Origin of the sequence: Flavonifractor sp. An306, assembly GCF_002159455.1 — a bacterium.
In the GTDB taxonomy this organism is placed as follows: Bacteria; Bacillota; Clostridia; order Oscillospirales; family Oscillospiraceae; genus Flavonifractor.
In genome coordinates this window covers 26,014-48,905 of record NZ_NFIQ01000016.1, presented here as the reverse complement: position 1 = coordinate 48,905, position 22,892 = coordinate 26,014, and the positions used below count along the sequence as shown (strand labels likewise).

Below are 22,892 nucleotides of genomic sequence, written 5' to 3'. Positions count from 1 at the left end.
TCTTATGCCCTGTGCATAAGAGGCGATTTTTTTGGAGGTGTTGAGCCATGACTCGTCTCGGCGAGACCTTACGGGCCTACCAGGCAAGAGATCCGGCGGCCCGCAGCCGGTTGGAGATTTTTTTGCTCTATCCCGGCGTGCACGCCATCATTTACCATAGAATCGCCCATTTCCTGTACTGTCACAGATGGTTTTTTCTGGCCCGGTTCATCAGCCAGTGGAGCCGGTTCTGGACAGGGATCGAGATCCACCCGGGCGCCAAGATCGGCCGCCGCCTGGTCATCGACCACGGCATGGGCATCGTCATCGGCGAAACCGCGGAGATCGGAGACGACTGCCTGCTCTACCATGGGGTGACCCTGGGGGGTACCGGCAAGGATCATGGCAAGCGCCACCCCACCCTGGGCAACAATGTGCTGGTCTCCACCGGAGCCAAGGTACTGGGGCCCTTCAAAGTGGGAGATAATTCCCGTATCGCCGCCAATGCGGTGGTACTCAGCGAGATCCCGCCCAACGCCACCGCTGTGGGCGTGCCCGCCCGGACGGTGCGTATCGCCGGGGAGAAGGTGGATTTCGCCGGTCAGGTGGACCAGATCCACGTCACCGACCCGGTACAAAAGGAACTGAAAGCGCTCAGCTCCCGGCTGGAATGGCTGGAGCAGCTGGTCGAACAAAAAATTCAACAGTAAAAGAACAGAGGAGCGAAGCATATGAAGTTATATAATTCCGCCAGCCATCAGAAAGAGGAGTTTGTCCCCCATACCCCCGGCAAGGTGTCCATGTACACCTGCGGCCCCACGGTGTACCACTTTGCCCATATCGGCAACCTGCGCAGCTATATCATGGAGGATGTGCTGGAGAAATTCCTCCGGTACGACGGCTATGACGTAAAGCGGGTCATGAACATCACCGACGTGGGCCATCTGGCCTCCGACGCCGATACCGGCGAGGACAAGATGGTGAAGGGGGCCAAGCGGGAGCACAAGAGCGTGCTGGAGATCGCCCAGTTTTACACCGATGCCTTTTTTGCCGACTGCAGGAAGCTGAATATCAAGTACCCTGACGTGGTACAGCCCGCCACCGGCATGATCGACGACTATATCAAGGTCATCTCCAAGCTGCTGGACACCGGCTACGCCTATTTTGCTGGCGGCAACGTGTACTTTGACACCTCCAAGCTGAAGCAGTACTATGTGTTCAACGACCACGACGAGGAGGACTTGGCGGTGGGCGTCCGGGAGGGCGTGGAGGAGGACCTGAACAAGCGCAACAAGAACGACTTTGTGCTGTGGTTCACCAAGTCCAAGTTTGAGGACCAGGCCCTGAAGTGGGACTCCCCCTGGGGCGTGGGCTATCCCGGCTGGCATATCGAGTGCTCCTGCATCTCCATGAAGTACAATGGGGAGTACCTGGATATCCACTGCGGCGGCATCGACAACGCCTTCCCCCACCACACCAACGAGATCGCCCAGTCCGAGGCCTATCTGGGGCATCCCTGGTGCAAGTACTGGATGCACGTCCACCATTTGAACACCAACCACGGCAAGATGAGCAAGTCCAGCGGCGAGTTCCTCACGGTCTCCCTGCTGGAGGAGAAGGGGTATGACCCCCTGGTATACCGCTTCTTCTGCCTCCAGTCCCACTACCGCAAGAGCCTGATCTTCTCCTGGGAGAACCTGGACAACGCCAAGACCGCCTATGACAAGCTGGTCAGCCGGGTGGCCGCCCTGTCTGACGACCCCGCCCCGGTGGACGAGGCGGCGGCCGCCAAGTACAAAGCCGCATTTATCGAGGCTGTGGGCAACGATTTGAACACCTCCCTGGGCGTCACCGCGCTGTACGATGTGCTGAAGGCCGACGTGAACGACGCCACCAAGCGGGCCCTCATCGGCAGCTTCGACCAGGTGCTGGGCCTGGATCTGCTGGAAAAGGCCGCCGCCCTGCGGGAGAAGGCGTCCGCCCCGGCGGAGGGCGCCGAGGAGATTGAGGCTCTCATCACCCAGCGGCTGGAGGCCAAAAAGGCCAAGGACTGGGCCAAGGCCGACGCCATCCGGGATCAGCTCAAGGCCATGGGTGTGGAGATCAAGGACAGCAAGGAGGGCACCACCTGGACCCGGGTATAACGCCGGTGAAAAGGAAGGACTTGACAATGTCCTCCTGTGGCGGTATAATGTCCATCACAACTGAACAGGACAGTTGAAGCGTGCAGGAAAAAGCCGTTGGCTTGCCGAAGGAGTAACACTCTCAGGCGTTCCGGTAGGAATCAGGACTGTACGTGAATGTCACTCTGGAGAAGCTCATGAACTGTGGGTGCCGAAGGTGCAAAGCGGCGCGGCGACGCGCTGCCAATCTCTCAGGCAAAAGGACAGAGGACGAACAGACGCCGGCGGGGCCCCTGAGGGCCCCGCCGGGCGTGGTGTTTGTCTTTGCAGGCCGTGGGCGGACCCACGGCCTGTTTTTTTGAGCAAAAAGAGGAGAGAAGCACTATGTTGGAAGCAATGCAAGCACTGGAAGAATGGCTCTACCCCATCGTCTGCGAGATCAACGTCACCCTGTCCAGCTATATTCTGGTTTTCCTGCTGATCGGGGTGGGGCTGTGGTACTCCATCCGCACCCGGTTTATTCAGGTGCGCTGCTTTGGGGAGGGCATGAAGAAGGTATTCGGCAATCTGTCCCTGCGGGGCGGGCGGCAGGAGCGGGGCATGAGCTCCTTCCAGGCCCTGGCCACCGCCATCGCTGCTCAGGTGGGCACCGGCAATATCGTGGGCGCCTCCGGCGCCATTCTCACCGGCGGCCCGGGCGCTATTTTCTGGATGTGGGTCATCGCCTTCTTCGGCATGGCCACCATTTACGCCGAGGCCACTCTGGCCATCAAAACCCGTGTGGTGGATGAGCAGGGGCACTTCCACGGCGGGCCGGTGTACTATATCACCACCGCCTTCAAGGGCGCCTTCGGCAAGTTCCTGGCCGGCTTCTTCGCCGTGGCCATCATCCTGGCGCTGGGCTTCATGGGATGCATGGTGCAGTCCAACTCTATCGGTTCCACGTTCCAGACCGCCTTCCACGTGCCCTCCTGGGTGGTGGGCATCGTTCTGGTGGTCATCTGCGCCGTGATCTTCCTGGGCGGGATGAGCCGCCTGGCCGCGGTGACCGAGAAGCTGGTGCCGGTGATGGCGGTGATTTTCCTGGCCGGCGGACTGGCGGTGCTGGTGGCCCGGTACCGCTACATCCCCGCCACCTTCGGCATGATCTTCCGCTACGCCTTCCAGCCCCAGGCCATCATCGGCGGCGGCTTCGGCTATGCCATCAAGACCGCCATCAGCCAGGGGGCCAAGCGGGGCCTGTTCTCCAATGAGGCCGGCATGGGCTCCACCCCCCACGCCCATGCCCAGGCCAATGTGAAGAACCCCCACGACCAGGGAGTGGTGGCCATGGTGGGCGTGTTCATCGACACCTTCGTGGTGCTCACCCTCAACGCCCTGGTGATTATCTCCACCCTGTACACCAGTGACGGGATTCTCTACACCGGCGTCGTCCCCGAGGGGATCAGCAACACCAACCTGGCCCAGACCGCCTTCGGCACGGTGTTCGGCGCGGAGGGCGGCGCCATATTTGTGGCGGTGTGTCTGTTCTTTTTCGCCTTCTCCACGGTGCTGAGCTGGAACATGTTTGGCAAGATCAACGTGATCTACCTGTTCGGCAAGAAGGCGGCTCCGGTGTACGCTGTCATAGCCCTGATCTTTATTTTCCTGGGCACCCTCATGTCCAACACCCTGGTGTGGGAGCTGACCGACATGTTCAACAACCTGATGGTGATTCCTAACGCCATCGCCCTCTTTGCCCTGACCGGCACGGTGGTACGCATCGCCCGGAGCAAAGGGCTGGAGGAGCACTCCAGGTAATGGAAGCGGCTTCTTGAAAGTGTGGGGGAAAGCGAATATAATAAAGGCGTGAAATCTGTTTGCGGAGGAGCGCTATGAAATATATCACCGTGCGGGAGGCTGCACAGAAGTGGAACATTTCCCAACGGCTGGTTCAGCAGTACTGCGTAGACGGGCGCATTGAGGGGGCCGTGAAATTTGGCAGCTCCTGGGCCATCCCTGACAATGCGCAAAGGCCTGTACCTCTGCAGGAAGAACCTACACAGAAGGTACCGGGGGCACCCCTGCCCAGGCTGCGACCCTGCCCTGTTTCGGCTGGAAAAACAGCTCATCTGCTCCCCATGCCGCTGATGAATGGGGCGTTTCAGCCGGGGCACTGCATGGAGTATGTGGAGGGGTTGAAGGACCCCCGCCTGCGGGATATTGCCATGGCGGAATACCATTATTTCAGCGGCCGTCCGGAGGAGGCGGCAGAGGTGGCGGAGCTCTACCTCTCCTATCCGGAGCAGTCTCTGCGGCTGTCGGCCTGTCTGATCTACGCCTATGCAAACCTGTCCATCGGCCAGATCCAGCGGACCCGATACACCATGGCCCAGGTACGGCGGACGCTGGCCGCCGCCAACACCCGCACCCCGCCCCAGCTGCGGGCGCTGGCCGTCTTTACCGTTACCGCCGCCGCCGTGCTCCTCCACCTGCCCCTGCCGGAGGAGGTAGGACCCCTTCAGGAGCAGCTGCGGCTTCTGCCGCCGGGGCTGCGTCTGTTTGGACTGTATGTACAGGCCCATCATACCTATCTGCTGGGCGACTATGGCAAGAGCATCGGCATTGTGGAGACCGCCCTTGCCATGCAGGCGGAGGTCTATCCCATTCCCAACATCTATCTGCATCTGGTGGCGGTGATGGATTACATGAGCCTGAAGCAGCCGGAGCAGGCCGAGCGGCATCTGCTGGCGGCCTGGGCGCTGGCCCAGCCGGACGACCTGATCGAGGGCTTTGGAGAGCATCACGGCCTGCTGGGCGGGATGCTGGAGGCGGTGCTGAAAAAGGACTGGCCGGAGGATTTTAAGCGGATTATTGCCATTACCTACCGCTTTTCCGCCGGGTGGCGCAAGGTCCACAATCCGGTTACCGGCCACGACGTGGCGGACAATCTGACCACCACAGAGTTCGCCATCGCCATGCTGGCAGCCCGGGGATGGTCCAATCAGGAGATTGCCGACCATATGGGCATCTCCCTCTATACGGTAAAGAACTTCATGTCCTCTACGCTGCAGAAGCTGAATATCAAGCAGAGAAAAGACCTGAAACAATATATGCTGCGCTAAATACTATGCCTGCGGACCGCCGCAGGCATAGTTCTTTTTTGTGCCGAAAAGAGGGATTTCAGAAAGCGGGACCTGTGCTATGATAACAATAAAAAATCGCCGTGTGAGAGGAAAGGGTGGACACGATGCAGACGCAGGAACGGAAAAGAGCACGGACGGAGCCCCTTCGCCGGGACAGGGAAACAGGGAGCGTTCCGCTACCCTCCGGCGTTTCCAATTCGGCGCTGCTCTCGCTGTACGGGACTTCCGATTCCGCTGGCGGGCAGGCGCTGGGAGAGCGGATTCTGGCCCGCCAGCCAAACGCACAACCCCGTCCGCAGGCGCAGATCCCACAGGCGGAGCAGGAGGCCGACCGGCTTTCCGCACCGGTTTCTGCCGGTTCTCCCGAAGCGGTAAAGGCGGAAATGGGCCGGCGTATGGAGGCGGACTTCTCTGACGTTCGGTTCCATACCGGGGAAGACGCCGCAGCCCGGGCCGACGCGATGGGAGCCCGGGCCTTTACCAGCGGTACGGACGTCTATTTCGGCTCCGGCGGCTTTGACGCCGTCATCGCCGCCCATGAGCTGGTCCACACCGTTCAGCAGGGCGGGGTGGACAGCGGCGTGGCCACCCTGTCCACCCCTGCTGGAGGAGTACAGATGTGGCCCGGGCGGAAAAAACATAAGGAAGAGGAGGAACTGGTCATATCCGGTCCGGGAGGCTCGGCCCCCACCCCTGCGCCGGCGGCCCAGGCGGCCCCCGAAAAAAAGAAGAAGCCCTCCTGGTGGCACAGGAAGGCGCGGGCGGAATACGAGCTGGAGGAGGAGATGCGGGCCCGGGAGGATGCCTTTTTGTCCGGCGCAGGGGGGACCAGCTCTCCGGTGGGCAGGAATTGGGAGATGCTGGCTATAGAAGCGGACCCTCATCTGCTTGCGCTGGAGCAGGAGCTGGGCCCCCTGTACGATCAGGTGGACCGGCATATCAAGGATGGGCAAGGCGACCGGGGACAGCTGAAGTCGATTCAGGATGTGGCTCTGCTCAACCGGCTGCTGGTCAACGGCTCCCACACCGCGCACTCCGGCGCCCGACAGATTCAATATCTGCAGGAGATCATCGCCCAGGCCCGGGAGCAGGGTGGGAGAGGCAACCGGACCAAGGCGGAACTGGCCCAAAAGATGATAGAGGATATTCAGGGCAAAATCAAAAAGGATGCGGAACAAAATATGGAGGAGGCCATGGCCTCTCAGGACCCGTGGAAACGGCAGACCACGACCAATTTTGTGCGGCTCTATCAGAACAGGCGGGCCATTGCCGAGGCGGCTGACCCCTCCCAGGCGCCGGAGCGGCTGCCCATCAGCGCCCTGTTTGATACCGAGGAGGCACAGGGCGTTATTCCGGCAAACATTGCCCAGGGCGTGCAGGCCAGCCAGCAGGCCGGGGAGAAGTTCGGCATAGCCAAGCGGGCCGCCTCCCGTGGGATCACCGGGCCGCTGCCCACCCAGGGCTATGGCAAGGTGTTTGACCCCATCGGAGTGCTGGCACCCGTTGCCGCCCCCGGGTGGACCAGAGGCGTCCCGACCCGGAGCGGACAGGCCCAGCCTTTGGTGCCCCGGCGTCCTGCGCCTCCACCGCCTGCCGGAGTAGCCCCAGCCCTGGTGCCCCGGCGTCCTGCGCCTCCGCCGCCTGCCGGAGTGGCCCCGGCCCTGGTACCCCGCCGCCCCGCGCCTCCGCCGCCTACGTCAGCTCCGGCGGTGCCCGCGGCAGGCGCCCAGGCGGTGGGCGGAACCAATCTGGCCCCGGCTACCGGGCTGGTGAGTGTGGCGCCGGACGCCAGAAATCCCAGGGATCTGGGCCTGCCGGTGGACAGACATGGTAAGTATAAGGGGATGAGCCTGAAAGCGTTTTCCCAAAAAATGAAGGAGAATGGGATCAGCTTCAGCGCCGATCCCCAGCAGCGAACCCAGAATATGGGAAAATTGCTGGAGTTGCTCAACTACTCCGCCGCCCCCGAGATTGTGGATGATCTGTCTCAGGAAAAGCGGTTCCGGCAGCGGCCGGAGGAGATGATGTACCGGGGCGTTTCCAGTCCGGAGGGCAAGGCGGAGGAGTATCTGGATGAGTTCCGGCAGGGTGACTTGTTTGTGGGCGGAGGCGTGTACGGCAGCGGGACCTGTTTTGCCTCAGGCCACCCGGAATCCACCTTGCGCACAGCCAAGGACTACGCCAACCGGGAGGGAGGCAACGAGCAGCGGGGGACCGAGACCGGCCCCAACGAGCGCAGCGCCATTGCCCGCTTCGGCATGAAGAAGGGGGCCAGGATCCTGGATGTGGACACCTACGACCCCAAGGACAAGGATAAAATCGCACAGATGCGGCAGAAGCAGATCAAAGCCGCTGGCGAGGGGGTTGATCCAGGCCTGCTGGCCGCCATTGAGGATGACGGCTTTTTTGCCTCCATGCTGGGATATGACGCCATTCGCCTGACCAAGAGCGCCCCTCTGGCCACCAAAAAACGCAATTGGGTGGTGGGACTCAATCGGGGGATGATGATCGGGGACAGGGTGCGGCTGTAAGGGCCATGGAAGAAAGGAACGGTAACGGATGTCGAATATTTCCATTGCAATCTGTGACGATTTGGCCGAAGAACGGCAGAATCTGGCCAAAATGGTGCGGAACTATTGCGGGCGGTACAGGCTGAACCCTGTGCTCCGGATGTTTTCCAGCGGGGATGAGCTGCTGAACACCTTTTCCCAGCCGGGGCAGTTCCAGCTCATCTTTCTGGACATCTATATGCCAGGGTGTTCCGGTACCGATACGGCCCGCCGGATCCGGGCCATGGACCGGGATGTGGCCATCCTCTTTGCCACCACCAGCCAGGACCATGGACTGGAAAGCTTTGAGATACAGGCCTCCGACTATCTGGTGAAGCCCTTTCAGCAGGCCGAGGTGGACCGTGCGCTGGACTGGTGCCTGGAGCACATTCCGGAACCGAAGCGCTGTCTGTCTGTCCTGTCGGAGGGGGAGCGGCGGGAGCTTCCCCTGTCCTCCATCCAGTATATCGACGTCTACGGCCACCGGGCCCGTATCCACACCTCGCGGGAGGTGGTGGTGGCCCGGCGCTGTCTGGACGACCTGGAGGAGGCCATCAGCAGCCGGGATTTCCTGCGCTGCCACCGCTGCGCCCTGATCAACATGAATTATGTCCAGGGTATGGAGGGGAATGACTTCCGCATGTCGGACGACAGCTTGATCCCCATCAGCTCGGCCAGCCTCTCTCAGATCCGCAGTCAATTCATCGACTGGACCTATTTCAAGGCCTGGGGGCAGGCATGACCGGGGCGGTGGTAAAGGGACTCCTTCTGCTCCTGTGCGGAGTGGCGCTGGCCGCGCTGGTGGTCCTGTTCCGCCTGTGCCGCTTTTTGCGGCGCCAGCGGGAGGAAAACCGGCGGCTGCGCCAGGTGCTTCTGCTGGAGTCCCATATGGAGCGGGAGGAGCTGGAGGCCTTGCGGCGGCTGCGCCATGATTTGCGCCACTACCTGCGGATTGCCGGCGGCGCTATGGAGGAGGGGCGGCCGGAGGGGACTCTGGAGCGTCCGCTGCCGGCCGGCGGGGTGCTGGAGGCCCTGACCCGCTATTACCGGGGTCAGGGGGAGCAACTGGGCTTTCAGACGGATATTCGCCTGGAACTGACGCCTTTCCAGGATGCGCTGCTGCCGGATCTCTGTCTGGTGGTGAGCAATCTGCTGGAAAACGCGGTGGAGGCGCTTCAGCGGGAGGGGGGCGGCTGGCTGCGGGCCAGGGGGATAGCCGCTCCTGGCTATGTCTCCCTGGTGGTAGGGAATTCCTGCGCTCAGCCCCTGCGGATTCACAACGGCCGCTACCTGTCCAGCAAGGGGGCGGGGCGAACCGGCGTGGGGCTGGAGACGGTGCGGGAGGTGGCCCGGCGGCACGGCGGCTCCTGTTCTTTTTCCGTCTGTGAGGGACAGTTCCGCGCCCATGTGTTTTTGCCCACAGCCCCGGCGGCGGGCTGCGCTAAAACAGCTCAGGCCGCTCCATCAGATAGTGGTGGATCAGGTCGGTCAGCCAGCTTACCGCTGGGTTGTTGGACTGTCTGCGCCACGCCACTCCCACCTCGATAATGGGGCTGGCGCTGTCCAGAGGCAGAAATACCAGGTCGGTGTGCAGGTATTCCCGGATGTGGTAGGGCAGGATGGCCAGAGCCTGGCTGCACTGTACGGCAAAGAGCACGTCCTCCATGGCCGGATATTCCGCTGTTACCCGGGGGGTGAAGCCCATATCCCGGCAGATCTCCCGGAACTGCTTGTACATATAGCTGCCCCCCTCCCGGGAGAGGCAGACAAAGGACTCGGTGGCCAGCCGGCCGCAGTCGATGGAGGTGTTGTCCAGACAGGGGTGATCCGGCGGGCACACCAGACAGTAAAAGTCCGCCTTCAGCCGGCGGCAGTGGTACTGGTACAGCCCCTGCAGATCGGACAGCACGGAGAAGGCCAGATCGAAGTCGGTTTCCGCGCAGCCCTGCTGCAGGTCCTCCGCATTTCCCCGCACCAGCTCCAGCCGCACCTGAGGATAGCGGCTGCGGTAGTCCCGCATCAGCTGAGGCAGGAAATGACGGCACGGGCTGTCAAGGTAGCCGATCTTCAAAGACAGGTTTTCTGTCTGCTCCGCCTGCCGAACCCGCTGCTGGGCTCGTTCCTCCAGGTCCAGCATCCGCTTGGCGTCTTCCAGAAAGAGCTCACCCGCCCGGGTGAGGGTCACGCTGCGGGTGGTGCGGAGGAAGAGCTTTACCCCCAACTCCCGCTCCAGGGCGGAGATCTGATGGGTAATAGCGGGCTGGGTCATGTAAAAGGCCTTGGCGGCCTCCGTAAAATTCCGGTGGGCGGCCACCGATAGAAAATAGCGCAGCTGCTCCATATGCATCCTACATCCCGTCCCTTTCTCCGCCCGGAGATGGGGCGGTTTTTTTATTATAAATTGATAAAAGAATTTTATCAATGGGCGAAAAAAGCTGAATTTCTCTTTTTTGCGGCCGGGTGTTACCATAGTCATGCAAAATATTGTGAGAAGGAGCAAATGACATGGGATTTCAAGTCATGGGCGTCACCGCCGGGCGAAAGGACAGCAACTGCGAAATCCTGCTGAAGGAAGCGCTGCTGGCCTGCCAGGCCCAGGGGGCTCAGGTCCGGATGATCAACCTGAAAGATTTCGACATTCTGGACTGCGACGGCTGTACCTCCTGCACCATCGGCATGTCCATGGGCAAGAATACCGGCTGCCCGCTGGACAAGAAAGACGACAAGAAACGGATCATGGACGTGATGCTGGACCAGGATGCGGTAATCTTTTCCGCGCCCACCTATGACCTGATGCCGTCCTCACTGTTTCTCAAATTCATGCACCGCAACCTGGCCTATGAGTCGGCCTTTCTCACCAAAATCGGCGCAATCGCGCCCCGGGACCGGGTGGGCGGCCTGATCGCGGTGGGAGGCTCCACCCGCTCCTGGCAGTCCATGGCTCTGGAGTGCATGCAGGCCACCACATTCACCAACAGCTTCAAAATCGTGGATATGTATATGGCCACCCAGGTGCCCGCTCCCGCCCAGGTGCTCCTCTATGAGGAGAAGCTGGCCCGGGCCCGGGAGATGGGGGAGAACATCATGAAGGCCCTGAACACCCCTGCCCCGGAGCGCAAGTGGCTGGGGGATCCGGATTACGGCTGGTGTCCCAACTGCCACTCCAATGCCCTGTGTCTCGGGGAACCCCAGTGGGGCGGGCTCCACTATCCCATTGAGTGCGTGGTGTGCGGCGCCGGCGGCACCCTGGAGCAGACGGCGGACGGCCGCTGGAAGTTTGTCATTGCGGACAACGGTCTGGAGCGGGACCGCACCACCGAGGAGGGCCGTGGGGTCCACTGCGACGAGATCGCAGAGACCCAGGGGGGATTCTTTATGGACCCCGAGAAGCGCCGGCTGGTGGCCCAGCGGCTGCCCAAGTACAAGGACATCCAATTCCCCGGTATTTAATTCAGAAAGGAGCTCCTCTGTTATGAAATTCGAGCATCTGTTTTCCCCCATGCAGGTGGGCAAGGTGACCTACCGCAACCGCATCGTCAGCGCCCCTATGGCTTTCGGCCTGATTGTGCAGAATCCAGACGCCCGGGACTTCACCTATCGCAAGCTGGAGAGCAGCGCCAAGGGAGGCAATGCCTGTGTCATCGTGGGCGAGACTGACGTCAACTTTGTGGACGCCGTCCGCATCCCTGGCTTCCGTCCCTTCAACTTTGCCAAGCCGGAGGAGGACATGGAGACCTTTAACGCCGTGGGGGAGTATGCCCGCCGGATCAAGCGCCACGGCGCGGTGGCCCTGGCCGAGCTGGTCCACTGCGGCAAGGAGAAGGTGCCCTTCGGCCCCAACGAGGAGGCCGTGGGTCCGGTGGAGACCACCAACCTGGCGGGGGTGAAGGTGCGCCCCATGAACGAGGACGACATGGCCCGCATCGCCCATGATTTCGCTGTGTCGGCCACCTATATGCAGAAGGCGGGCTTTGACGGTGTGCTCATCCACGGCGGCCACGGCTTTATCTTTACCCAATTTCTCTCTCCTCTGATGAACACCCGCACCGACAGCTACGGCGGCTCCCTGGAGAACCGGGCCCGGTTTCCCCTCCAGATCCTGAAGGCGGTCCGGGAGGCGGTGGGCCCCGATTTCCTGGTGGAGCTGCGTATCGACGGCACCGACCACCAGCCCGGCGGCATTACCCCGGAGGAGACCGGCGCGTTTATCGCCATGGCTGAGCCCTACATTACCTCTGTCCATGTGACCTGCGGCATCTATGAGCAGTCTGTCAAGTCGGGCACCGAGAGCTCCATGTTCCACCCCCACGGCCTGAACATTGACAATGCCGCCATCATCAAGCAGTACACCAAGCTGCCTGTGGGCGCCGTAGGCGGCATCAACTCCCCTGAGCTGTGTGAGCAGGCCATCGCCGAGGGTAAGGTGGACTTTGTGATCCTGGGCCGCCAGATGCTGGCCGATCCGGAGTTCGCCAACAAGGCCAAGTGCGGCCACGAGGACCAGATCCGCCGCTGCCTGCGGTGTTACAAGTGCTTCCCCGGTTCCCCCGAGGAGGGCTATGACGATCTGCCCTTCACCAGCGAGGAGCTGGCCCTCTACGTGGGTCACTGCACCATCAACCCTCTGGCTCATCTGCCCTTTGACCCCGATACCCTGGCCCCCGCCTCCAAGCGGGAGACCGTCCTCATTGTGGGCGGCGGCGCCGCTGGCCTTCAGGCCGCCATTACCGCCTGCGACCGGGGCCAGAAGGTGATCCTGGCCGAGCGGGCCGGCTATCTGGGCGGCCTGCTCCGGTTCACCGACGTGGATACCGACAAGCCCGACCTGATGAACTTCAAGAATCTGCTGGTGCGGGAGGTGGAGCGCCGGGACATCGACGTGCGGCTGAATACTATTGTTACCCCGGAAAATATCGGCTCTTTCGGCGCCGACGGCGTGATCTTCGCCACCGGCTCCCTGCCCACCTGCCCTCCGGTGCCCGGTATCGAGCACGCCCATCAGGCCATGGATATGTACGACGGCAAGGTGAAGCCCGGCCACAAAATCGTCATGGTGGGCGGCGGCCTGGTGGGCTGCGAGGCCGGCCTGTTCCTCCAAAAGACTGGCCATCAGGTCACCGTGGTGGAGATGCTGGACCGGTTGGCCAACGAGTCCTTCGGCATGTACCGGGAGGCCCTCATCTGGGAGATGGAAAAGTGCGGCGTGGGCATGATGCCCAAGACCCGCTGCCTGGAGATCACCCCCACCAGCGTGAAGGTGGAGAATTCCGACGGGGTCCAGACCCTGGAGGCTGACACCGTCCTCTATGCCCTGGGCATGAAAAGCGTGGATATCACCGCCCTGAAGGAGGCCGCCGAGGCCAAGGGCATGAAGAGCTGGGTCATCGGCGATGCCATCCAGCCCGGTAAGGTGGATCAGGCTACCCGCAGCGGCTATCTGGCCGGTATCGAGGTGGGCAAATAAAGGCCCACCCAAGTGCTTAGATGAGAAAGGAAGCGTATACCATGAGTGAACGTGCGCCCCTGACACCGGAAGAGCGTGCCCTTCCTTACGCCAAGTTCTACGACCTGCCCATCACTCCCATTCCCGCGGAGAAGCTGGCGGTGCTGGAGGGCGGGCCCATAGACCCCGCTCTGGCCCTGAAGATCGAGGACCGGAACGATCTGTTTCTCCCCGGGGACCTGCCCTGTGAGATCGGTTACTGCGTCATGCCCAACGGCACCGGCTTTCTGGCCAACCGCACCTTTATGCCCGGCGTTACGCCGGAGATGTTCGAGTGGTGGTTTGCCTGGCACAGCCTGGAGGATCTGCGCTACCGGATCTGGGATCCGGAGGACCACTTCTACGCCCGGCAGCAGAACCGGGAAAAGACCCTGGACCAGTCCCTGCCCATGCGGGAGCGCACCTGGGGAACCCAGCATGTGGTGCTGGAGGATGTAGGCGGCGGGCCTGACCCGCTGATTCTGGAATTCCGTTATCCCAGCGAGTTGGGCTATGACGAGTCCAAGGTGGGCACCAAGGCCTGCGCCGCTATGATGTGCGCCAACGGCCACGGGCCCGTTCCCGGACAGGGCATAGCCGCCATTATGACCCATTTTATCCGGGAGGCGGAGTGGGGCGTTGTGCTCCGCTCCCGCTTCTGGATCGGCTATGGTCTGGTGGACGGCCGGCTGGTAAAGCTGGTGCCTGACGGGGTCTCTGTACCTCTGGAGGCGGTTCGGGGGCTGTTTGCCCATAACCTGAAAGAATTTGGGCATCTGGCCGCCATTCTGCCCCAAGTGTATGAAGAAAATAAGGATAACTGGTAATATAAAAATATCCGGGCGTGCTTTATGCACGCCCGGAGCTTTTGTGTCTTGCTTACGGCAGCGTCCTCTCTTTGCGGTAGCTCCATGCATGGTATTGCCAACCGTATCCGGGATTGGTATAATGTGATACAATGAAAGTGCCAAGTACCTCCGAATCAAGGATGGAACCAAGCATGAAAAGGGGTGACACGATGTATCGTGTCGCAGTTTGCGATGACTGTGCAAAGGATGGCCGTCAGATTTTTCAGTGGGCGGAGCAGATTTTTGCGGAACGGAAGATGGAGGTCTCCCTCTCCCTGTTTCACAACCCTCAGGATTTGCTGGCTCAGGTGAAGACCAGAAACAGGCAATACGATTTGTTTTTGCTGGATATATTGATGGGTGAGACCAGTGGGATCCAGCTGGCGCAGGCTCTGCGGGAGAGCGGCAGCCGGGCCAAGCTGATCTATATTACCGTCAGCCGGGATTACGCCATTGACGGCTATAAGGTCCAGGCCAACGATTATCTGGTGAAGCCCATTGAAAAAGAGATACTGGATGCCTCCATCGGGCGGATTCTGGACCGGCACGACAGCGTATTGGTGGAGGCGGACGGAGGTCTGCAGCCCGTTCTGGTGTCGGCCGTGCAGTACTGTGAGGCAGATGGGCACTATGTAAAGCTGTGGCTGGATGTTCAGACGGAGCCGACGCGGGTGCGGGCGACGCTGAGCGAGATGCAGCAAAAGCTGGGTGAGTGGTTTGTCCGCTGCCATAAGGGCTACGTGGTAAATTTGGCACAGGTCCGGGAGATCCGTTCCAATGCGATTCTGCTGCGCAGCGGCATGACCATCCCGCTGGGGCGGCGATACCGCAGCCAGCTGCAAGAGGAAATGGTACGATATGTGGAAAAAGCAGTTGCCCTTTGAGAAGAGGAACTGCTTTTTTATTGGAAATACAGATAGGTTTTGACGTGAAAAACCTGTCGCTGTGGTTCCACCACCAGCACACTGTTATACTTCTCCGCCACCCGGCGCATGGCCTTCAGGCCGAGTCCATGGCCTTCCCCGGTCTTGGTGGAGAGAAGCGCGCCAGTGTGATCCCGTCTCAGCTGTCCGTGGAAGGAGTTGGAACAGCTGATAAACAGCCCTGTGTTTTCAAAAATCTCCACCTTGAGACGCAGCCAGCGGTCCTTCTCGTCTGAAACGGCGGAGAGGGCCTCCAGCGCATTGTCCGCCATGTTGGACAGCAGCACCGCCAGGTCGGCGTCCTCAATATCCAGCTGTTCCGGGGCCTGGACCACAGCCTCAAACTCCACACCCAGCTGTTTTGCCCGGTCCGCATAGGAGCAGACCAAGGCGTTGAGCAGCGCATTGTCGGTGTAATGGCCGGATATCTCGTCCCACTGGCTGCCCAGCAGCTCGGCGTAGTTGCTGATGCGCTGCAGATCGCCCTCTCGGCACAGTGCCCTCAGTGCTTCCATGTGGTGGCGAAGCTCATGGCGGAGGGCGCGGGTATCGTCCAGAGTGCGGCTGAGATAGGCGGCGTGCTCCGCGGTATAGCGGTTTTGCAGGGTGAGGGCCTGCAGCTCCTGGTTGCGGTGGACGATGCTCTGCACAAAGTCATAGACCGCCATCAGGAAGAACAGAAGCAAGAGCAGATAGCTTGTCTGTTCCATGAGGTGAAACAGGTTGCCCATGGCATGGGACATCCGAAGCGCGGTATAAAAAGTTTTCCACCAGCTCCCGTTTTGCAGGAAGGAGAGGAACAGACCGCCCCCCGCGCACACGACGAGAACGCCTCCCCAGCGAAAGAAGCGGCGGAAGTAGCCGTTTCCACGGCAGGCCTGCCAGCCGCAGCACAGCAGAGCCAGCAATACCGACAGGGGCAAAAGCTTGTTCTGCAGCAGGTTGGTCCACCGTGCTCCCGAAGCGTTGTCACCCAGACGCCAGAGAATGCCGCCAACAAAGCCCGCGGAGTACAGGGCGGGCAGCAGCCAGCCCAGCCGGCGGAGCTTCCCCTGGGTGTGATACCACAGCAGCCACAGGATGATCAGCGCCGGAAATACCTGGATGCTCCAGAGCACCACTGGAATTTGGAGCATCCAGATGATATAGATGCTGTAAGATACGGTATTTTTCAGGCAGAAGGACAGCGCCAGCAAAGCCAGCAGCAGAAACCCCCAATTTGCCTTTTTGTAGTAGAGCTGAAACAGAAATAAACCGGCCAAAAACAGCGCCGCCGCCAGAAATACGCCTGAGGACAGGGCGGACGATGCCGTAGGGGCGGTCCACTGACTGGATAAGGTGTGGAGCTCTGTATACACGCTCAACGTGGGCAGGGCGGACAGCGAAAAGGGCTCCGCCAGAAAGCGGACGGCGATGGTCAGCTCCTCGGCCCTGCCGATGGAGAAGAGCCCACTGGTGGCGGAGGGCTCCACCGCCGGCTCAAACCGTCCCTCCGGCCACAGGAAACGGTGGGAGGGGTCGGCCACCAGCCTGCCGTCGGCCAAAATAGCCGCGTCACAGCTCCAGGCGTTAACAGAGACCAGCGCGGTGGAGGTGAGGCGGCCCTTGTAGTCCGCCAGGGGGCGGGTGCAGTACAGAACCGTGTCGGCGCTGGGCAGCGTAAACCCGCCGGACTGATCCGGCTTGAGAGTTGTCCCGTCCTTCAGGGTGAAGGTCCACTGCTCCGGTTCCGCGCTGGGGTTCAGCTGAATGACCGGCACGGCGGTCTGGGTCATGTTGATGTAGGAAAAGATGCTCCATACCGCCGCAAGGGTAAACGCCAAGGCCAGCAGAAACCACCTTTTCTGATATATGGATTCCGTCCTGAAATGCAGAGCCGCCGCCTCCTCAGTGTGTGTCCGTGGACATGATGTTTATTTTTTATCATATCGGAAATAACCGGGAAGGACAAGGCTGAATCTTGGTTGTTTGTGCCGCTTGAGGACTGTTCGTGCCAAAATTACCTCCGCCCTGTTTTTTTGTGATAGGGTATGGTAGGTGTCAACTGGGTATTTCCAGAAGCGTGGAACGAGGGGCAGAGAGCATGGAGCGGATCCAGTTTGTTGTACAAATGCACGACCCGGTGGAGCAAGCCAGGCTTTGCCGGCTCCTTCAGGCCTGGAAGGCGCTCTATTGTGCGTCCGTTGAGCTTGTGGAGGGGCCGCCCGGCGAGGATGTGGGTCCGTCCGTCCTGTTCTGGGACCTGGACGGCGGCCTGCCGCCGCCGCGCTTTTATCCCGGGAAGGAGCAGGTGCTGTTTGTGTGTTCCTCCGACGCTCAGGCCGCCATCCGCAGCTATCTCTTTCACCCCAACGGTTTCCTCCAAAAGCCAGTCAGCATGGAGCAGCTGGAAAAGGCGCTGCGGCGCGGCGCCCCTCTGTGGTGGGGCGCCCTGGAGCGGCTGGAGCTGCTGTCCAATCGGGTGCGGATGCAGATTCCCTTCTGCAATCTGATCCGCATGGAAGGCACCCGAAAGGGCTGCCTGGTTCATACCTTTATTCAGGACATTGCGATCCGGGAGCCGATGTATAGTCTGGAGAGCCGCCTTCCCCAGCAGATTTTCATTCGCTGTCAGCGCAGTTATGTGGTGAATCTCTGCCATGTGCGGGGGATATCCAGGCGCAGCGTGCACCTGTCGGACGGAACGGAAATCCCGCTGGGACGCAGCCAGAAAGAGGCGGTGGAGGAGGCCTACCGGCGCTTTTGCCTGCTGCGGGAGGGGACGGCGGAGCTGTAACTGACCGGGCGGGCTGGAATGCACCGGTCCATATAAGAGAGGAGGCATGGAGGTGGATATGAAACTTCTCTTCTTCCTTTTGATCCCTCTGATGGCGGTGTTACTGTGCCTGACCCTGCTGCGGCTGAAACGGATTTGCCGGGCGCTGCGGCGTGAGGAGGAGGAAAACCAGAAACTGAGGTCCATCCTTCAGCTCAGCTCCAACAGTGCCCAGACGGAACTGGTAGAGCTCCGGCGTCTGCGGCATGACCTGCGCCATTACCTTTATATTACCAATCTTACCTTCTCGGCGGAGCCGCCCGTGTTTACCGCTTCCAGCCCCTCCGCCACCGGGCCGAAGCAGAGCTGGGTGCTGATGTCGCTGGTAAAGTACTACCGCCAGCGGGCGGAGGACTTGGGCTTCCAGGCGGACATCAGGCTGGATCTGCTGCCGCCCCAGGAAGAGCTGCTGCCTGACCTGTGCCTGCTGCTGAGCAATCTGCTGGAAAATGCCATTGAGGCGCTGCAGCGGGAGGGAACGGGTTGGCTGCGGGCCAGAAGTACTTCCGCCTCCGGCTATCTCTCTCTGGTGGTGGGCAATTCCTGTTCCAGACCTCTGTTTCTTTGGAACGGCCGCTATCTCTCCAGTAAGAGAGCGGGCCGGCTGGGCGTAGGCTTGGCCACCGTGCAGGAGATCGTCCGCCGGCATGGCGGAGAGGTGGACTTTTCCGCCGACGGAACCCAGTTTCGCGCCTCGGTATTTCTGCCCTATTCCCTCCAGACGCCCGCCGCGGAGCAGGAGGCCGCGCCGGTCAGCCATAGTTAATCAGAAAGTGAGAAGCCGTCAGTCCCGTCCGCAGGGAACTGACGGCTGCATTGTTTTATGGCGGAAGGAGGACTGGCTCCGGCGGGAAATCCCACAAAAACGGTAAACATATTGTGGGGAAGCGGGTCATCTGCTATAATAAAGAGCGAAAGAAAACCGGGGAGTATACACAACGGGTTTTCTTCTGGATTTCTGAGGGAAAGGACAGGTGCCCCAATGGCAGCAAAGACGCTGTACACCGTGGTTGTCGCCGACGATGAGGACGAGCTCAGGGAGGCGGTATGCACCATGATCCCCTGGCAGGATCATGGGTTTTGTCTGCTGGGAAGCGCCAGCAATGGGCTGGATGCCCTCCAGCTGGTGGAGAAGCACGGGCCGGACCTGCTGCTGACCGACATCCGGATGCCCTTCATCTCCGGAATAGAGCTTGCCCGGCAGGTGCGGGAGGTTCGGCCTGCCACCAATATTGCCTTTCTCAGCGGCTATGACGATTTTCAGTACGCCAAGCAGGCCATCCAGTACAATATCATCAGCTACATGCTCAAGCCCCTGACCATGGAGGGGCTGGGGGCGGAGCTGCGCAATATCCGGCAGAAGATCGACGCTCAATATGCCATGTTCCGCCAGACGGCCCCACGGACCGGCGGGCCGGATCAGCGGGCCGCCATGCTGCTTCCCCTGGTGCTGGACGATTACGCTGAGTTGGAGGGGGAAGCCCAGGCAGAGGCATATGCCCGTCAGTGCGGTCTGCTGCGGGACGGCGAGGACAGACCCTGCTATACGGTCATGGTCTCCACCCTGCTGGATGAGGGCGGGGGAAACCGGACCGAGCCCTCCTTTGTGGCGTCGGTGGACCGGCTGGCGGCCAAGTATCTGCGGGGCGTCAGCTTTTTTTCCTCCGGCAAGGTGATTTCAGTGCTGCTGGGTAACCCGTCGGATTTTGACGAGTATCTCCATATTCTGGCCGACGAGATCCCCCAGATGGCCGAGCGGGTGCTGGGCTGCCGCTGCCGGATCGGGGTGAGCCGTCCGACCCGAGCCCTGACGGCCCTCCATCAGGCGTACCGGGAGGCCATGGAGGTGCTGCGCCAGGGGGACAGGACCGAAGGCGGGGCCCAGTTTATCAGTGACCTGGCCCCTGCAGTGAAGGGGGGGAGCCTGCTGTGCCAGCGGGCCCTGGAGGTTCTGGATCAGCACTATATGGAGGCGGACCTCTCCCTGGTCTCCCTCAGCGGAATGCTGGACGTCAGCCCCAACCATCTGAGCGCCTGCATCAAAAAATGCACGGGAGAGACCTTTATCAACATTCTCATCCGCAAGCGGATGGAGGCGGCCCGGGAGCTGCTCTCCACGTCGTCCCTCAGGGTTCAGGAGATCTCTCAGCGGTGCGGCTATACCGATCAGCACTACTTCAGCTACTGTTTTAAGAAGTACTGCGGTAAATCCCCCAACGCCATGCGGCGGAGGCTGGACCAGGAGAAGGCGGGTGAGGGGGTGTGAAGGGGGGCATTTCCCGCACCGGCCTGCGCATTACCACCATTCTGGTCTCCGTGGTGGTGGGGATTGTGGCGGTGATCCTGTGCTGCTGCATTCTGCTGTTTCTGGACCGCTACCGCAGCGCCATGGTGCAGAGCGCCCGTACCACCAGCGCCCAATCCGTCTCCCAGGTGTCCAACACGGTGGGCAACTATCTGCGGGATATGACCCAGGCCATGGAGCTGGTGGAGGAGTCCATGCTGGAGAGCGCGGACAGCCGGGACAGGCTGCTGGCCGCCTTCCTGAATTTCCGCCCGGATGTGGTGGCGGTCACCAGCTATTCGCCCAGCGGCGTGCTGCTGGATTGCTGGTCGCTGGGCCGGGAGCCCAGGGAGACCATCTATCAGAACCTCTCCTTTGATCTGAACACGGCCCGGGCCAAGGGGGAGCCCTACATGACCGCTCCCCATGTGGAGACGATTTTTGAGCGCTATTATCCCTGGGTGGTGACCATGACGGCTCCCCTGGAGCCTGGGGGAGAGGCGGCCTGGGTCTCTCTGGACCTGAGCTTTTCCAGCATCTCCAGCTACATCAATAACGTCAGCATCGGTCAGCGGGGCTATTGCTTTTTGATGGATGACAGCGGAAATATCGTATACCACCCACAGCAGCAGCTGCTGTACGCGGGGCTGAAGTCGGAGGATACGCAGATGCTGGCGGGCAGGGAGGACGGCTCCTATGCCGACGACACTGTGATCTACTCCATTACCAGCGTGGCGGGCAGCGACTGGCGGGTGGTAGGGGTCAGCTATGTGGATGAGCTGGTCAACCGCAACGTGAGCGAGATGATCCGCCTGTCCATGGTGCTGGCGGCGGTGGTGCTGGCGGCGGCGCTGCTCACCAGCTGGCTGCTGTCCCATCTGCTGGGCCGCCCCCTGCGGGGACTGGCGGCGGCCATGGAGAGCTTTGAGACCGACGCGGACCACTTTACCTACCGGCCGGTGGGGGGGACCCTGGAGGTACAGGAGCTCTCCGACTCCTTTGGGCATATGGTGCTGCGCATCCAGCAGCTGATGAGCACCGTGCGGGAGGAGGAGATCAATCTGCGCAAGACGGAGCTGAAGGCCCTCCAGGCCCAGATCAATCCCCACTTCCTGTACAACACCCTGGATTCCATCGCCTGGATGTGCGAGCAGGGCCGCAACGCCGACGCGGTGAAAATGGTGCACGCCCTGGCCAGGCTGTTCCGCATCAGTATCAGCAGAGGGCACGAAATGATCCCCATTGCCAAGGAGCTGGAGCACGCCGAGAGCTATCTGCAGATTCAGAAATACCGCTACAAGAATCAGTTTACCTATGAGTTTGACGTGGAGTCCGCGTGCCTGGACTACTATTGCAATAAAATTACCCTCCAGCCTATCATTGAAAACGCCATCAACCACGGCCTGGACCTGCTGGTGGAGGAGGGACGCATTGTGGTACGGGTGCGGCAGGACGGAGAGGACATTGTGTTCTACGTACAGGATAACGGCGTGGGCATGAGTCCGGAGCAGGTCCGCACGATTTTGCAGCGGGACCCCACCGACCGCACCGGTATCGGTATCAAGAACGTCAACGACCGGCTTCAGATCTACTTCGGCAAGCGCTACGGCCTGCGGATCACCAGCGAGCTGGACGTGGGTACCTGTGTGGAGATTCGGATGCCGAAGGTACAGGAGGGAGACTATGAGGCGAAATAGACCGGCCTTCCTGCTGGCGGTGCTGCTGTGGCTGCTTCTGTCCGGCTGCGGCGCAGACACGTCGGCCACGCCCCAGCACACGGTTACGCTGGTGGCTAAATCCACCCAGACGGAGTTCTGGCTTTCGGTGTTCGCCGGGGCGGAGGCTGCCGCCACCGAGTATAACCTGCAGCTCACCATTGTGGGTCCGGAGACCGAGGAGGACTATGAGAGTCAGAACACCATGGTGGCCCAGGCGGTGGAGGACGGCGCCGAGGCGCTGGTGTTCTCCGCCATTGACTATGAGAACAACGCCGCCGCCATTGACGCCGCCGCCCGGAAGGGGGTCAAGGTGGTGGCCATTGACAGCAGCGTGGATTCCGACCAGGTGAGCATCTACATCGGTACCGACAACTACGCCGCCGGGCAGATGGCCGCTCAGGCGGCCCTGGACCGGGTGGCGGGGGAGCTGAAGGTGGGCGTGGTCAACTATGACATCAGCAGCGCCAACGGTCAGGAGCGGGAGCGGGGGGCGACGGATGTCTTTGCCCAGAGCGGCCGGGCAGAGATCACCGCCGTGATCAACACGTTGGCCGAAGCTGAGCAGGCAGAGTGGGACGCTGCGGCCATGCTCCAGAACCACCCGGAGATCAATGTGCTGCTGGCCTTCAATGAACCCACCAGCGTGGGGGCGGCCCAGGCTGTGAAGGAGCTGGGGCTTTCGGAGACGGTTTTTTTGGTGGGCTTTGACTCCAACGTGGCTACGGTGGACGGCATGCAGGAGGGGTCCGTGGATGCGCTGATTGTGCAGAACCCCTACGCTATGGGCTATCTGGGGGTGGAGAGCGCCTACAAGCTGCTGACCGGCCAGGAGGGCGGGCTGGAGCATGTGGTGGACACATCCACCCAGATTGTGGACCGGAGCAATCTCTTTACCATGGACAGCCAAAAAGCGCTGTTTGCCTTTGAACAGAATATGGATTGAGCGAAGTGCATAAAAATGGTGGGGTGAATTTTTGTAGATTGTTGTATTCAAATAAAATTTTACCCTTCTTTCGGTGAATTTTCACCTTGTTTTTCCAATTGCT

At 61.0% G+C, this 22,892-nt stretch carries 18 protein-coding genes and 2 riboswitches; of the genes, 16 read left to right on the top strand and 2 right to left on the bottom strand.

The window, feature by feature from the left end; all coding sequences use genetic code 11:
* Positions 1–47: 47 nt before the first annotated feature.
* The 7 genes from epsC to B5F88_RS05805 all read left to right on the top strand — a co-directional run bounded on the left by epsC (position 48) and on the right by B5F88_RS05805 (position 9,324).
* Complete coding sequence (gene epsC, locus B5F88_RS05835; protein WP_087342824.1) at positions 48–689, top strand: serine O-acetyltransferase EpsC; 642 nt, start codon at positions 48–50, stop codon at positions 687–689.
* Positions 690–710: 21 nt separating this feature from the next.
* A complete protein-coding gene (cysS, locus tag B5F88_RS05830) occupies positions 711–2,123 on the top strand; it encodes a cysteine--tRNA ligase (RefSeq protein WP_087342821.1) in 1,413 nt (470 codons plus the stop codon).
* 73 nt (positions 2,124–2,196) lie between these two features.
* A riboswitch (glycine riboswitch) is annotated at positions 2,197–2,282 on the top strand.
* Positions 2,283–2,285: 3 nt separating this feature from the next.
* Positions 2,286–2,371: riboswitch (glycine riboswitch) on the top strand.
* Positions 2,372–2,486: 115 nt separating this feature from the next.
* On the top strand, positions 2,487–3,902 hold the full coding sequence (locus B5F88_RS05825; RefSeq protein ID WP_087342818.1) for a sodium:alanine symporter family protein: 1,416 nt from the start codon (positions 2,487–2,489) through the stop codon (positions 3,900–3,902).
* 74 nt (positions 3,903–3,976) lie between these two features.
* Positions 3,977–5,206: a LuxR C-terminal-related transcriptional regulator gene (locus B5F88_RS21935; RefSeq protein ID WP_087342815.1), complete on the top strand. Its 1,230-nt coding sequence runs from the start codon at positions 3,977–3,979 to the stop codon at positions 5,204–5,206.
* Between the two features lie 125 nt (positions 5,207–5,331).
* On the top strand, positions 5,332–7,758 hold the full coding sequence (locus tag B5F88_RS21035) for a DUF4157 domain-containing protein (protein WP_204246202.1): 2,427 nt from the start codon (positions 5,332–5,334) through the stop codon (positions 7,756–7,758).
* Positions 7,759–7,786: 28 nt separating this feature from the next.
* Positions 7,787–8,518, top strand: coding sequence for a LytTR family DNA-binding domain-containing protein (locus B5F88_RS05810; protein WP_087342812.1), 732 nt, complete (start codon positions 7,787–7,789; stop codon positions 8,516–8,518).
* Positions 8,515–9,324, top strand: a complete 810-nt coding sequence (locus tag B5F88_RS05805) for a GHKL domain-containing protein (RefSeq protein ID WP_087342809.1) — start codon at positions 8,515–8,517, stop codon at positions 9,322–9,324. Before B5F88_RS05810 ends, B5F88_RS05805 begins: the two co-directional genes overlap by 4 nt.
* On the opposite strand, the gene B5F88_RS05800 is transcribed toward B5F88_RS05805, so the two are convergent.
* Positions 9,218–10,117 carry a LysR family transcriptional regulator gene (locus B5F88_RS05800; RefSeq protein ID WP_242959649.1) on the bottom strand — a complete coding sequence of 300 codons (900 nt, stop codon included), beginning with the start codon at positions 10,115–10,117 and terminating at the stop codon, positions 9,218–9,220. The genes B5F88_RS05805 and B5F88_RS05800 overlap by 107 nt on opposite strands.
* Positions 10,118–10,281: 164 nt before the next feature.
* Here B5F88_RS05800 and B5F88_RS05795 point away from each other — a divergent pair, with 164 nt between their 5' ends.
* The 4 genes from B5F88_RS05795 to B5F88_RS05780 all read left to right on the top strand — a co-directional run bounded on the left by B5F88_RS05795 (position 10,282) and on the right by B5F88_RS05780 (position 14,990).
* Positions 10,282–11,226 (top strand): flavodoxin family protein, encoded by a 945-nt coding sequence (locus B5F88_RS05795; RefSeq protein ID WP_087342803.1) that lies wholly within the window; start codon positions 10,282–10,284, stop codon positions 11,224–11,226.
* Between the two features lie 22 nt (positions 11,227–11,248).
* Positions 11,249–13,240 carry an FAD-dependent oxidoreductase gene (locus B5F88_RS05790; RefSeq protein ID WP_087342800.1) on the top strand — a complete coding sequence of 664 codons (1,992 nt, stop codon included), beginning with the start codon at positions 11,249–11,251 and terminating at the stop codon, positions 13,238–13,240.
* 41 nt (positions 13,241–13,281) lie between these two features.
* Positions 13,282–14,085, top strand: a complete 804-nt coding sequence (locus B5F88_RS05785; RefSeq protein WP_087342798.1) for a phloretin hydrolase — start codon at positions 13,282–13,284, stop codon at positions 14,083–14,085.
* A gap of 173 nt (positions 14,086–14,258) precedes the next feature.
* The gene (locus B5F88_RS05780; RefSeq protein ID WP_162612115.1) at positions 14,259–14,990 is read left to right on the top strand and encodes a LytTR family DNA-binding domain-containing protein; all 732 of its coding nucleotides are present in this window, start codon (positions 14,259–14,261) and stop codon (positions 14,988–14,990) included.
* A 17-nt stretch (positions 14,991–15,007) separates the two neighbouring features.
* On the opposite strand, the gene B5F88_RS05775 is transcribed toward B5F88_RS05780, so the two are convergent.
* A complete protein-coding gene (locus tag B5F88_RS05775; protein WP_087342793.1) occupies positions 15,008–16,852 on the bottom strand; it encodes an ATP-binding protein in 1,845 nt (614 codons plus the stop codon).
* Positions 16,853–17,112: 260 nt separating this feature from the next.
* Between B5F88_RS05775 and B5F88_RS05770 the strand changes: the two genes are divergently transcribed.
* The 5 genes from B5F88_RS05770 (at position 17,113) to B5F88_RS05750 (ending at position 22,789) form a co-directional block, all read left to right on the top strand.
* Positions 17,113–17,805 (top strand): response regulator transcription factor, encoded by a 693-nt coding sequence (locus B5F88_RS05770; protein ID WP_087342790.1) that lies wholly within the window; start codon positions 17,113–17,115, stop codon positions 17,803–17,805.
* 58 nt (positions 17,806–17,863) lie between these two features.
* Positions 17,864–18,610: a GHKL domain-containing protein gene (locus tag B5F88_RS05765; protein ID WP_242959653.1), complete on the top strand. Its 747-nt coding sequence runs from the start codon at positions 17,864–17,866 to the stop codon at positions 18,608–18,610.
* 216 nt (positions 18,611–18,826) lie between these two features.
* A complete protein-coding gene (locus B5F88_RS05760) occupies positions 18,827–20,110 on the top strand; it encodes a response regulator (protein ID WP_087342784.1) in 1,284 nt (427 codons plus the stop codon).
* Entirely contained in the window at positions 20,107–21,825 is a 1,719-nt protein-coding gene (locus B5F88_RS05755) for a histidine kinase (RefSeq protein WP_087342781.1), read from the top strand. Before B5F88_RS05760 ends, B5F88_RS05755 begins: the two co-directional genes overlap by 4 nt.
* Entirely contained in the window at positions 21,812–22,789 is a 978-nt protein-coding gene (locus B5F88_RS05750) for a substrate-binding domain-containing protein (protein WP_087342779.1), read from the top strand. The genes B5F88_RS05755 and B5F88_RS05750 overlap by 14 nt, the downstream gene beginning before the upstream one ends.
* Positions 22,790–22,892: the final 103 nt, after the last annotated feature.